Annotated in this window: 11 protein-coding genes; 2 read left to right on the forward strand and 9 right to left on the reverse strand. The window is 71.4% G+C overall.

From position 1 onward, the window contains the following. From ACE3Q3_RS19680 to ACE3Q3_RS19710, 7 genes are all read right to left on the reverse strand, one after another. Nucleotides 1-599 (reverse strand): branched-chain amino acid ABC transporter permease (locus ACE3Q3_RS19680; RefSeq protein WP_374448943.1); only part of this gene is annotated, 599 nt, incomplete at its 3' end. Next, nucleotides 596-1474, reverse strand: coding sequence for a branched-chain amino acid ABC transporter permease (locus ACE3Q3_RS19685; RefSeq protein ID WP_374448944.1), 879 nt, complete (start codon nucleotides 1472-1474; stop codon nucleotides 596-598). The genes ACE3Q3_RS19680 and ACE3Q3_RS19685, both read right to left, overlap by 4 nt. A 72-nt stretch (nucleotides 1475-1546) precedes the next feature. Beyond that, complete coding sequence (locus ACE3Q3_RS19690; protein WP_374448945.1) at nucleotides 1547-2725, reverse strand: ABC transporter substrate-binding protein; 1179 nt, start codon at nucleotides 2723-2725, stop codon at nucleotides 1547-1549. A 70-nt stretch (nucleotides 2726-2795) separates the two neighbouring features. Then, nucleotides 2796-4475, reverse strand: coding sequence for a hydantoinase B/oxoprolinase family protein (locus ACE3Q3_RS19695; RefSeq protein ID WP_374448946.1), 1680 nt, complete (start codon nucleotides 4473-4475; stop codon nucleotides 2796-2798). 13 nt (nucleotides 4476-4488) lie between these two features. After that, nucleotides 4489-6531 carry a hydantoinase/oxoprolinase family protein gene (locus ACE3Q3_RS19700; protein WP_374448947.1) on the reverse strand — a complete coding sequence of 681 codons (2043 nt, stop codon included), beginning with the start codon at nucleotides 6529-6531 and terminating at the stop codon, nucleotides 4489-4491. Nucleotides 6532-6655: 124 nt separating this feature from the next. Then, nucleotides 6656-7531, reverse strand: a complete 876-nt coding sequence (locus ACE3Q3_RS19705) for an alpha/beta fold hydrolase (protein WP_374448948.1) — start codon at nucleotides 7529-7531, stop codon at nucleotides 6656-6658. A gap of 147 nt (nucleotides 7532-7678) precedes the next feature. Then, nucleotides 7679-8305: a PA2169 family four-helix-bundle protein gene (locus tag ACE3Q3_RS19710; RefSeq protein WP_374448949.1), complete on the reverse strand. Its 627-nt coding sequence runs from the start codon at nucleotides 8303-8305 to the stop codon at nucleotides 7679-7681. Nucleotides 8306-8438: 133 nt separating this feature from the next. Between ACE3Q3_RS19710 and ACE3Q3_RS19715 the strand changes: the two genes are divergently transcribed. Continuing rightward, entirely contained in the window at nucleotides 8439-8669 is a 231-nt protein-coding gene (locus ACE3Q3_RS19715; RefSeq protein ID WP_374448950.1) for a hypothetical protein, read from the forward strand. Here the strand turns inward: ACE3Q3_RS19715 and ACE3Q3_RS19720 are convergent. Together ACE3Q3_RS19720 and ACE3Q3_RS19725 are read right to left on the reverse strand one after the other, a co-directional pair. After that, nucleotides 8636-10363: a solute carrier family 23 protein gene (locus ACE3Q3_RS19720; RefSeq protein WP_374448951.1), complete on the reverse strand. Its 1728-nt coding sequence runs from the start codon at nucleotides 10361-10363 to the stop codon at nucleotides 8636-8638. The two genes, ACE3Q3_RS19715 and ACE3Q3_RS19720, sit on opposite strands and share 34 nt — an antisense overlap. Beyond that, nucleotides 10360-11310, reverse strand: a complete 951-nt coding sequence (locus ACE3Q3_RS19725; protein WP_374448952.1) for a LysR family transcriptional regulator — start codon at nucleotides 11308-11310, stop codon at nucleotides 10360-10362. Before ACE3Q3_RS19725 ends, ACE3Q3_RS19720 begins: the two co-directional genes overlap by 4 nt. Nucleotides 11311-11408: 98 nt before the next feature. Here ACE3Q3_RS19725 and ACE3Q3_RS19730 point away from each other — a divergent pair, with 98 nt between their 5' ends. Then, complete coding sequence (locus ACE3Q3_RS19730; RefSeq protein WP_374448953.1) at nucleotides 11409-11942, forward strand: N-acetyltransferase family protein; 534 nt, start codon at nucleotides 11409-11411, stop codon at nucleotides 11940-11942. Nucleotides 11943-12021: the final 79 nt, after the last annotated feature.

Here is a 12021-nt window from a genome sequence, read left to right on the forward strand (position 1 = left end):
GCCCCGGTGGCGATCTCGTCGTCGCGCACGGCGATCATGGCGAGCCCGATATGGGAATAGCGGATCCGCCAGGCGATCCAGGTGGCGGCGGCCAGCGCCAGCCACAGGACATAGAAGTAGCGGTGGTCGGTGGCGAAGGCGAAGCCCGGCACGGCCAGCGACGGGATGCCGGAGATGCCGTCGGTGCCGCCCATCACCGACTTCCAGTTGGTGGCGACGATGACGAAGGAGACGTTGAAGCCGAGCGTCGCCAGCGCGAGATAATGGCCCTTGAGCCGCAGCATCGGCAGCCCGACCGCGACTGCGACGATCACCGTGCCGAGGACGGCGAGCGGAATCGAGACGAGCGGCGGCAGGCCCGCCGCAGTCGACAGGATGGCCGTCAGGTAGGCGCCGCAGCCGACGAAGCCCGCCTGCGCCAGGGTGATGAGGCCGGCATAGCCGAAGGCGAAGTTGAGCCCGATCACCGCGATCGCCGAGATCAGGGCGAGATTGAGGATGCGGATGCCGTAGCCGCTGACGAAGGCCGGCAACGCCAGCGCCAGCAGGAAGGCGAGCGCGGCGGCCGCGACGGCAAGCCGGTTGCGCGGCGGCTTCATGCCCGCTGCCCGATGCGTTCGCCGAAGATCCCCTGCGGCCGGACCAGCAGGAAGAGGATCATGACGAGGAAGACGAGCCCGTCCTTGTAGGCGGACGAGATGTAGGCGGCGCCCAGCATCTCGGCGAGGCCGACCAGCACGCCGCCGACGATCGCGCCGGGCACGCTGGAGAAGCCGCCGATGATGATGGCGGCGAAGGCCTTGAGCGCGATCGGATCGCCCATGTTGACGTCGGCGAACCACATCGGACCGACCAGCAGCCCGGCGGTGCCGGTGAGCAGGCCTGCGATGACCCAGGTCAGCACGAACATGCGGTCGACGCCGATCCCCATCAGCCGGGCGGCGTCGCGGTCCTGGGCGACGGCGCGCATCCGGGCCCCGATCGCCGTCTTGTAGATGAAGACGTAGAGCAGCCCGATCATCAGGAAGGCGACGGCGATCACGAAGAGCGCGTGTGCCGAGATGGCGGCGCCGAACACGTCGACGACCTGCCGGCCGAACGGCGAGCGCGGCCGGAACGGGACCGAGCCCCAGGTGATGAGGGCGGAGTTCTGGATGACGATGCCGATCATCACCGTGCCGATGATGACGGTGACGACCGGGCGGTCCTGCAGCGGCCGGAAGACGACGGCGTAGAAGACCATGCCGAAGAGCGCCATCCCGGCCAGCGCCAGGGGATAGGCGGCGCCGAGCGGCAGGCCCATCTGGATGCCCGTCGTCACCGACAGGAAGCAGCCGATGGCGACCATCTGCCCGGTCGCGAAGTTCACGACCCCGGTCGCCTCGTTGACCATGATGAAGGCGAGGCCGACCAGGGCGTAGACCGCGCCGACGGCGAGCCCGCTGACGATGAGCTGGATCAGTTGCTGCGACACCGGCGCCGGCACTCCCCCCAAGGGTGCTGCGGGAGAGGGGCGGCCGGGCCGGCCGGCCGCCCCCCGATCGCGTCAGGCGGCGGAGATGGTGCGCACGAAGACCGGGTCGCGGGTGCCCGGCTTGATGCCGAAGACGGCCAGCGAATGCACCATGTTGCCGTCGGCATCGGTCGAGAAGGTGTTGGTGATGCCCTTGTAGTCCTTTACCACCTTGAGCGCGTCGCGGATCTTGGCGCGGTCGGGCCCGACCTTGTCCAGCACCTGCTTCAGGATCCAGGCGCCGTCGTAGTAGCAGGAGCCGAACGGGTCGGGGTCGATCTTGAAGCGGTCCTTGAAGTTCTTGATGTAGGCCGCGACCTCGGGCCCGCGCTCGGGTGCCAGATAGGCGTCCATGACGCCGTTGACGTTGGCCAGTTCCTCGGGCGCGATCAGGTTGCGCGCCGCCGGCACCATGACGCCCGACGAGATCACGATCGGCAGGTTGATGCCCATCTCCTTGACCAGCTTCAGGATGAGCGCGCCGTCCTTGCCGTAGGAGATGCAGATCAGGCAGTCGGCGCCGGCGTTCTTCAGCTTCTGGATCTGCGCCGACATGTCGTTGTCGGTGAAGGCGTAGGCTTCCATGCCGACGGTGGTCGCGCCCGCCGCCTTGATGACCTTGTCGGCGGCGATGGCGCCCGGCTGGCCGAAATCGTTCTGGACGTAGAGGATGCCGATCTTCTTCTTGCCGAGCCCGTCCGTCGCATGCTTGGCCAGCGCCAGGGCCTGGATGCCGTCGGCCGGGCGGATGCGGAAGAGCCAGGGATTCTTCTTCATGTGCATGGCGTCGCCGCCGCCGGCATACATGCCGGGGATCTGCGCCTTGGTGACCTCGGGCTCGGTTGCGAGGTTCTGCGTCGTGTAGCTCGACAGGAACACGAACGGCGGATTGATGTCGCGCACCACCTTGAGATAGGCGTTGACCGCGACGCTGTTCGAATCCTTCACGTCCTCGAAGACGATCTTCAGCTTCTTGCCGGCGACGCCGCCCTTGGCGTTGATCTCGTCCTGCGCCATCTGCAGCGAGAAGTGGTACTGCTGGCCCGAGACGTTGAACGGGCCGGTGATCGGCACCATCGCGCCGACCGCGATCTCGCCCGACTGGGCCGACAGGCGGGGCGACCAGATGGTGAGCCCCGTGGTGGCCGCGATCCCCGCCAGCACCTTGCGGCGTCCAACCTCGCGATGCCCGCCCGTTCGCTTGTTCGCCATGATCCTCGTCTCCCCTCGTTCCTGTTCCGACGTCCCTGTTCCGACGTCCCCGGTTCCAAGGCTCCCGGACCTATTCTGCGGCGGTCGCGGGGGGGTACCAGTGCTTCGCTTCTTCGGCCGAGATGTAGCCGCGGGCGATGTCGCGGCGGACCTGGGCCGGGTCGCGCTCGCCGGCGTCGCCGTAGCCGCCGCCGCCCGGCGTGCGGACCTGCACCCAGTCGCCCGGATGGAGTTCGTAGCCTTCGCCCTTGGAGATGTGCTCGGGCACGGTGGTGACCCCGCCCTGGCAGACGATCAGTTCGTTGGTGGCACCCGGCGCGCCGCCCATCAGGCCGGGCGGGCCCTCGCGGCCGTGGTCCATCAGGAAGGACGCCATCGCCGTGCCGCGCAGCAGGCGGATGCGGTAGCTGATGCCGTAGCCGCCGCGGTGCCGGCCGGCGCCCGACGAGCCCTCGCGCAGCGCGTATTCCTCGAACACCAGCGGGTAGTGCTGCTCCAGGATCTCGACCGGCTGGGTCTTGGAGATGCCGACGGTCGAGCAGCCGTTGGTCAGTCCGTCCGTCTCCCACCAGCCGCCATAGCCGCCGCCGGAGAAGAAATACATGATGTAGTCGCGGTTCTCGCCGGGATCGTGGCCGCCCAGGCTGAAATTGCCGCTGGTGCCGGCGGGGGCCGCGAACATGCGGTCCGGGATCGCCTCGCCCATGGCGCCGAAGACCGCCTCCATCACCCGCTGCGCCACCTCCGACGCGCAGCCGGCGACCGGCCGCGGATACTCGGCGACGAGGAAAGTGCCGACCGGCTTGGCGATGTGCAGCGGCGCGAAGCAGCCCGAGTTGATCGGCACGTCGGGGAAGATGTGCTTGATCGCGACATAGACCGCCGACTGGGTCGCGCCCCAGACACCGTTGAGCGGCCCCTTGCAGGGCGGCGACGAGCGCGACAGGTCGAAATGGATGTCGGAGCCCTGGACCGTCATGTCGAGCGCGATTTCCAGGGGCTCGTTGACGATGCCGTCGCTGTCGATGAAGCTCGAGAAGCGGTAGGTGCCGTCGGGCACGCTCTCGATATAGGCGCGCATCTGGCGCTCCGAACGCGCCTTGAGCTCGCCGATCGCATCCTCGACGGTGTCGGCGCCGTAGCGGTCGAGCAGCTCCGTCAGCCGCCGCTCGCCGACCGTCAGCGCGCCGACCTGGGCCTTGATGTCGCCGATCCGCTCCTCCGGCACGCGGATGTTGGTCAGGATCATGTCGACGATGTCCTGCACCATCTCGCCGCGGCGGTAGAGCTTGACCGGCGGGATGCGGAGCCCCTCCTGCTGGATCTCGGTCGCCTTCGTCGCGAAGCCGCCCGGCACCATGCCGCCCGTGTCCGGCCAGTGGCCGGTGTTGGACAGGTAGCACCACAGCTTGCCGCGATAGAAGAACGGCTTCACCATCTTGACGTCCATCAGATGGGTGCCGCCCAGGTACGGGTCGTTGACGATGACGATGTCGCCGGGCTCGAGATCGCGGCGGCGCTCGATCACCGCCTGGGTGGTGAACTGCATGACGCCGACGAAGATCGGCAGGCCCATCTCGCCCTGGGCGATCACCTCGCCGGTGTCGCGGTGGTAGATGCCGTTGGAACGGTCGAATGCCTCGGAAATGACCGGCGAGAAGGAGGTCTTCTCGTGCACCAGGTCCATCTCGCTGGCGATCTGGCGCAGGCCGTTCTGGATGACGGCGAGGGTGACGGGATCGATGGCCATGGTCCGTTTCCCCTCAGGCCCGAAAGCCGCCGACGGCGATGACGAGGTTGCCGACCGGGTCGACGGTGGCCGTCGCCCCGGGATCGATCAGGATGGTGGTGTCGAGCTGGGTCACGATCGCCGGTCCTGCAATCGCCGCGCCGACCGGCAGCCGGTCGCGGGCATAGACCGGGGTCTCCAGCCACTGCCCGGCGAAATGCACCGGGCGGGCGCCGGTCCGGGCGTCCTCCAGCCGGCCGCCGGCGGGCGGGGCGAAGATGGCGAAGTCGACGCGCGGGCGCCGGCCGAAGACCGCGGTGCGCAGGTTCGACAGGATCGCCGTCATCTCGGTCAGCTCGATGTCGAAGCGCTGCTTGTAGCGGGCCTCCAGCGCCGCCTTCACGGCGGCCGGGTCGAAGGGCCGCTCGACCGGCACGCGCAGGACGTGGCTCTGGCCGCGGTAGAGGAGGTCGGCCTCGAACACCGCCTCGATGCCGGCCACGGGCACGCCCTCGCCTTCGATCAGGGCCCGGCCCTCGGCCTCCTGCTCGCCGTAGAGCGCATCGACCATCGCCGGGTCGACGCTGGCGAGCGGCACGTTGAGCGTGCGCACGAAATCGTGGCGGAGGTCGGCCAGGATGCAGCCCAGGGCAGATGTCAGGCCGGGGAAGCGCGGCACCAGGACCGTCGGCACGCCGAGCTCGCGGGCGAGTGCCACCGCGTGCAGGGGGCCGGCGCCGCCGAACGGGAAGAGGGCGAAGTCGCGCGGATCGTAGCCGCGCTCGATCGAGACGAGGCGGATGGCGCTGGCGAGGTGGTTGCTGGCGACCGTGATGATGGCGGCCGCCGCCTCGACGGCGCCGAGCCCGAGCGGCCGGCCGATCTTCTCGACGATCGCCGCCTTGACCGCCTCCAGCGGCACGCCGCCGGCGACGCCCGGGAGCGCCGCCGGGTCGAGCTTGCCCAACACCAGGTTGGCGTCGGTCACGGTCGGCTCGGTGCCGCCGCGGCCGTAGCAGATCGGCCCGGGATTGGCGCCGGCGCTGTCGGGGCCGACCTGCAGCAGCCCGGCCCGGGTGATCCGCGCGATCGAGCCGCCGCCGGCGCCGATCGTGTGGATGTCGATCATCGGCACCCGGATCGGCACGCCGTAGGCGATGTCCTTCTCGGCGGAGAGCGCGGGTTCGCCGTTGCGGATCAGCGTCACGTCGAAGCTGGTGCCGCCCATGTCGCAGCCGATCAGGTTCGGATGGCCGGACTGCTGGCCGATGCGGGCGGCGGCGAGCGCGCCGGCGGCCGGGCCCGACATCACCGTCTGGACGGCATAGTCGGCGGCGGCGCGCCCGCTCATGGTGCCGCCATTGCCCTGCATGACGAGCAGCTCGCTGCGGAAGCGGGCGAGCTTCAGCTCCTTCTGCAGGCGGCCCAGGTAGCGCGCCATGATCGGCTGGATGTAGCCGTTGACCGCGGCCGTGCTGCCGCGCTCGAACTCGCGCACCTCGCGCAGGATGTCCGAGCCGACCGAGACGAAGCCGTTCGGCCAGATCTGGCGCGCGATCTCGGCCGCGCGGCGCTCGTGCGCCGGATTGACGTAGGAGTGGAGGAAGCTGATGACCAGCGCCTCGGCGCCGGCATCGAGGAGGCGGCGCACGGCCGCCGCCACCGCCGCCTCGTCGAGCGGGATCAGCACGTTGCCCCTGGCGTCGAGCCGCTCCGGCACCTCGAGCCGCATCTCGCGCGGGATCACCGCCTCGAAGCTGCCGATCATGCCGTAGCCGTAGGGGCGCGTGCGGCGCCCCAGTTCCAGCACGTCGCGGAAGCCGACGGTGGTGACGAGGCCGCAGAGGACGCCCTTGCGCTCCAGGATGGCGTTGGTGCCGACGGTGGTGCCGTGGACGAGCGAGGTCAGCGCCTCCGGGGTGAGCCCGCTGTCGCGGATGCCGGCGAGCATGCCGCGCGACTGGTCGTCCGGCGTCGACGGGACCTTGACGACCCGGAACTGCCGCTCGGCGCCGTCGACGAAGAGGAGATCGGTAAAGGTGCCCCCGACATCGACCCCGGCCTGCCACTGCCCCATCGTGCGCCATCTCCCCGCGGGCGCCGGTCGGCGCCGATCGTTTGAACGGTAGGGTTGCCCGTCCTCGCCTGTCAAACGCCGGATGGACTCCCGTCGCCGGCAGGCTCAGCAATCCGCATGCCGGTCAATGGCGCCGCAGCCAGTCGACGACCGGTTCGATCTGTTCCGGGCGGCGCAGCCAGGGCGAATGGCCGGCTTCGGGCATGGTCAGGAGCTGTGCCCGCGGCTGCCGCGCGATCATCTCGGCCGCGGTCTCCTCCGTCAGCATCGTGGAGCGCTCGCCGCGGACGAGGAGGGTGGGGACGGCAATCCGCTGCCAGTGCCACCAATGGTCGGGCTGGTCGCGCTCCAGCGAGTCCATGCTCCATTTCAGCCGCGGGTCGAAGCGGCCGCGCCACTCGCCGTCCCTGCGGGAGAGGCTGTACGCGAGGACCTGTCGCCACCCGGCCTCGTCGAGCGGGCCGCGCTGGCGCAGCAGCGCGGTGACCTGACGCACCGCCTCGTCCCGGTCGGGGAAGCGGTCGCTGGCCGGGGCCGCTTCGGCGAACCAGCAGACGGCGGCGTCCGGCCACCGCACGCTGCCGTCGTTGAGGATCAATGTGCGCAGCGGCGGACGCCGGGCGGACGCCATCAGCATGACGATCACCGCGCCCATCGAGTTGCCGAAGAGGTCGACCCCGTCGCCGCCGGCGATTGCCAGCATCGTCCCCACGGTGTGGGCATAGAGCAGGTAGTCGTAGTCCTCGTGGCGCCGGCGGCGGTCGCTCCAGCCGTGTCCGGGGAGGTCGGGGCAGTAGACGCACCAGCCGGCCGCCGCCAGGGCCGCCGCGAAGGGGTCGTGCTCGCGCCCGTTCTGCATGAACCCGTGGACCAGCACGGCCCGCCGCGGGGCGTTGCGCCGGCCCCAGCGGACATAGCGGATGGTCGAGAACTCGTGGCGGAAGAACTGCCGGAACTGGCGGCGGACGGGAGTCTGCGGCCCGGTCGCGATCTCCGCCATGCGTCCCCCCTCCTGCTCCGCGGTCGCTTCCGACCCGAAGGGGTCAGCGTATGACGACTACCAGGGCGGCCGACAAGAGGAGCGTCGCCGCCGACAGCAGGATCAGCAGCCGCCACTCGCGGCGGCGCCGGGCGGCCCCGGCCATCGCTACCGCCGCGGCGGGGGCCGGGTCAGCCAGAGCGCCGCGGCGAACCCGGCCGCCAGCGCCGCCGCCGCCGTCGCCGCGGCGGTCGGGTGCCGCCGGACCGCGGTCGCCGCCGACGCCAGCGTCAGGGGTAGCAGCGGGCGGCCGTCCGGCCCCGGCCAGTCGGGAATGGCGGCCCGGAAGCGGTCGCGGCTGCGCCGGGCGAGGCGGTGCTGCCGGCGGACGGTGTTGTGGATCTCGGGCGGCAGGCCCGCCCGGATGGCGGCGTCGTAGGCCTCCTCGAGCACGCTCTCGCCGCGCACGATCTCGCGCAGGATGGCCTCGCGGTCGCGGCGGCCGACGGCGCGGCGCAGGTCGAGGAAGAGGCGATGGGCGGCGCCCAGCACCGTTCCGGTCGAACCCGGGGTGGCGCCGAGCCCGACCAGGCACTCGTCGAGTGCCTCGGCCATGTCCTCGCGCTCGTCGATCAGGTGCCCGAACTCGGCCTTCAGGGCCGCGTCGGTCGTCTCCTCCTGGGCCTTGCTGTAGCCGGCCGCGCTGTCCCGTACCTGGGCCGCCAGGCCGCGCAGCAGGCGCAGGGTCTCGGCCTCGCTGGCGCCGGGACTGGTCGTCGTCCGTCCGTCGTCCATCTCGCTGGTCCTCCGGGAAGTTCGGGTCTCGTCCCGCAACAACCGCGGAGCGGCCGGTCCTGTTCCCGACGGAACTTCCGGTCCCGCGCGGCGCTTGTGCTGCGCAGGGGGGCGATCCCGAGGGAGACCGGCGATGGCGAAGGACGACTGGAAGCCGCAGGACGCCACGGTGGAGGACGCCGCGGTGGAGGCGGTGCTCCGCCAGCAGCACACCGGCAACCACCCCGACCAGAACGGCCCGGCCCGCAGGGGCGAGGGGGCCGACGCGCATGGCGGGACCCGTGCCGGCGCGGAGCACGTCGAGCCGGAGCGGACGGCCGGACGATCGCCTCAGCCGGTGCTGTCGACCCGCACCAGGAGATAGTCCGAGCCGTGGTACTGGAGGTGCTTCACCTCCTTGGCCATGGCGCGCAGCAGGCGGAGCGACAGGTCCTGGCCGGGATCGGCCGGGGCGCCCGCGGCGGTGACCGCGGCCAGTGCGGTCTCGGCGTTGGTGCCGACGGGGGCGGAGACGTATTCGAGCTCGGCATCCTCGTCGATGCGGCGCAGGCGGACCATGAGCTGGCCCGGCTGGCGCTCGCCGACGCGGGCCTCCAGGAGGAACAGCATCGCCTCCTCGGCGGCCAGTACCAGGCGGTCCTCGGCCGTCTTGTCCCAGCCGAGCCGGTCGGCGAAGCCCTGGATGAGCGTGCGGACCTCGGTGATCGAGGCGAGCGCGAGCGGCACCGTCAGCCGGTCGCGGCTCCGCCGCCCGAGCGAGATCACCAGCATCAGGAGGATGGCGGTGAGGCCGCCCGAAGTGGTGCCGTTGGAGAGGAAGAGCTGCGCCCAGGACGGCAGCATGTCGTTGAAGAGCGCCCCCTGCTGGAAGCCGAACCCGACCCAGAAGCCGAGGCAGACCGCCAGCCCGACCTCGAAGCCGAGCCCGTCCTCGTTGACGAGCCGGACGCCGTGACCGAACAGCAGGACGATGATCATCATCACGAAGGCGCCGGCGACGGGCCCCGGCATCGCGGCCACGATCGCCGAGATCTTCGGCGAGAAGGCGAGCAGGATGAGGAAGGCGCCGCCCCACCAGCCGACCCGGCGCGAGGCGACGCCGGTCAGTTCGACGACCGCGACGCTCGACGAATAGACGGTGTTCGGCACGGTGCCGACGAGGCCGGCGATGAAGCTGCCGACGCCGTCGGCGTTGATGGCCCCCTGCACGCCGCGGAAATCGATCGGCTGGGCCTGCCGGCGCGACGTTCGCTGCACCGAGATGCTGTCGGCATAGGTCTCGATCCCGCCGACGAGCGTGATGAGCACGAAGGCCGGCAGCAGCATCCAGAAGGTCGGCGGGAAGTCGAGCGCCAGTCCCGGCCAGCTGCCCGACGGCAGGCCGATCCAGGGGGCGGCGGCGATCGGCGCGACGTCGATCATGCCGAAGAGGGCGGCTGCGGCCGATCCGGTCAGCACGCCGAGGAGTGGCGCCCACAGGCGGGTGACGCCGCGGGCGAAGAGCGAGATGGCGACGATGGCGACCGTGGTGATCAGGACGACGATCGGCACGGCGGTGCTGCCCGCGAACTGCGTGGGCACGCGCTTCATCATGCCCCAGGCGACGGGGGCAACGCTGAGCGCCATCAGCATCAGGACGGTGCCGCCGACGGCCGGCGTCAGGATGCGGCGCAGCGCCGGCAGCTTGGCGGTGAAGAGGAAGGTGAAGAGGGCGGAGACCGAGACCAGGGTCGCGAGCAGCGCCGGGCCGCCGCCCTCGATCGCCGCCACCGCGACCGAGATGAAGGCGGCATTCGACCCGACGAACATGACGTAGCCCGAGCCGATGATGCCGATGCGGCTCACTTGGAGCCACGTCGATATGCCGGCCGCGATCAGCGCCCCGAAGACGAGCCAGCTGGTGGTCGGCCCGTCGAGGCCGGCGGTGCGCGAGACGACCAGCGGCGTGATCATGATCCCGGTCAGGATCATCGCCACGATCTGGGCGCCCATGGCCGCCGCCAGCAGGTGCGGCGGGCGCTCCTCGGGCTCGTAGCGCAGATGGGTGTTCTCGCTCACGCGGGCACTCCTCGGGATCGGGGACCTCGCTCGCGGATGGGCGGGGTCGGCGTCCCGAGCGCGGGCGCATTCTCGCGCAATCGCCCGAGCGCGGCCACCATCTCGCGCAGGCCGCGCGTCATCGCCTTGTCGTGGCGCATCACCAGCGCCAGCCGGCGCACCAGCCGCGGCGCGAGCGGCCGGACGGCCAGCCGCGGGTGGCCGGCGGCCAGCGCCATGCCCGGCAGGACCGAGCAGCCGAGACCGGCCCCCACCATCTCCTTGATGGCCTCGACGCTGCCGAGCTCCATCACCGGGCGCGCCGCCCGGCCGCCGCGGGCGAACCAGGCGTCGACCAGGCTGCGGGTGCGCGCGCCCGGCTCGAAGAGCAGGACCGGGCGCTCGGCCAGGATCGCCGGCGTGGCGCGGGCAGGAAGGTCGTCGCCCGCCGGGAAGATGGCGGCGAACGGGTCGTCGAAGAGCGGCCGGACCTGGAAGGCGCGGCCGGACGCCGGCAGGGTGACGAGGGCGGCATCGAGCTGGTTGTCCTCGACCGCGCGCAGGATCTCCGGCGTGTTGCCGGTGGTGACGACGATCTCGAGGCCGGGCAGGCGCCGGCGCAGGTCGGAGAGCGCCGGCGGCAGCAGGTAGATGCAGGCGGTGGCGCCGGTGCCGATGCGGACCCGGCCGGCCTCGCCCGAGGAATGCCGGGCGAGCGCCTCCTCGGCGGCGGCGATGGCGGCGTCGATCCGGGCGGCGTGGCGCAGCAGCTCCTCGCCGGCCGGCGTCGCCGTCACCCGCCGGCCCAGGCGGTCGAGGAGCCGCACGCCGAGCCGCCGCTCGAGCTGCCGGAGCTGCAGGCTGACGGCCGGCTGGGAGAGGCTGAGACGATCGGCGGCGGCCGAGAAGGTGCCGAGCCGCACGACCTGCACGAAGGCGTCGAGATGGTCGGGATTGAGGCGGCGCATGGCAAAGAATCTCTCATACAGCGGATAAGAAACCGCAATTTTTCTTTGGGCCGGCCGCGCGGCATGGTCCCGCCTTCCGCAGCCACCGGACCCGAGCGATGACCGCCGACACCGCCAGCCTCCTCGCGATCCGCGATGCCGCCTCGGTCGACGCGCCGGCGATCGCCGCCATCTACGGGCACCATGTTCTGCACGGCCTCGCCAGCTTCGAGGAGGAACCGCCCGGCGCGGCCGAGATCGCCCGCCGCATGGCCGACATCCGCGACCGCGGCATGCCTTATCTCGTCGCCACGCGGGCCGGCGCCGTCGTCGGCTACAGCTACGCTTCGCCCTACCGGGCGCGCAGCGCCTACCGCTTCGCGATCGAGAATTCGGTCTATGTCGCGCCCGGACTCGCCGGGCAGGGGATCGGCAGCCGCCTCCTCGGCGGGTTGATCGCGCGCTGCGAGACGGGGCCGTGGCGCCAGATGGTGGCCGTCATCGGCGACAGCGCCAACCATGCCTCGATCCGGCTCCACGCGCGGCTGGGCTTCCGCACCGTCGGCCGGCTGGAGGCGGTCGGGTTCAAGTTCGGCCGCTGGGTCGACAGCGTGCTGATGCAGCGCCCGCTCGCCGGCGGCGGCCCGGACTGATGGCGGCGACGCGGGGCACGGTCTGGGCCCTCGGCCTGTCGCAGCTCGTCTGCTGGGGCGTCACCTACTATCTGATCGG

It is taken from the genome of Allostella sp., from assembly GCF_041913585.1.
Taxonomy (GTDB): domain Bacteria; phylum Pseudomonadota; class Alphaproteobacteria; order ATCC43930; family Allostellaceae; genus Allostella.

Coding starts and splice junctions, on each gene's coding strand:
- ACE3Q3_RS19690 (WP_374448945.1), bottom strand. CDS start 2,725: ATGGCGAACAAGCGAACGGGCGGGCATCGCGAGGTTGGACGCCGCAAG.
- ACE3Q3_RS19695 (WP_374448946.1), bottom strand. CDS start 4,475: ATGGCCATCGATCCCGTCACCCTCGCCGTCATCCAGAACGGCCTGCGC.
- ACE3Q3_RS19700 (WP_374448947.1), bottom strand. CDS start 6,531: ATGGGGCAGTGGCAGGCCGGGGTCGATGTCGGGGGCACCTTTACCGAT.
- ACE3Q3_RS19705 (WP_374448948.1), bottom strand. CDS start 7,531: ATGGCGGAGATCGCGACCGGGCCGCAGACTCCCGTCCGCCGCCAGTTC.
- ACE3Q3_RS19710 (WP_374448949.1), bottom strand. CDS start 8,305: ATGGACGACGGACGGACGACGACCAGTCCCGGCGCCAGCGAGGCCGAG.
- ACE3Q3_RS19715 (WP_374448950.1), top strand. CDS start 8,439: ATGGCGAAGGACGACTGGAAGCCGCAGGACGCCACGGTGGAGGACGCC.
- ACE3Q3_RS19725 (WP_374448952.1), bottom strand. CDS start 11,310: ATGCGCCGCCTCAATCCCGACCATCTCGACGCCTTCGTGCAGGTCGTG.
- ACE3Q3_RS19730 (WP_374448953.1), top strand. CDS start 11,409: ATGACCGCCGACACCGCCAGCCTCCTCGCGATCCGCGATGCCGCCTCG.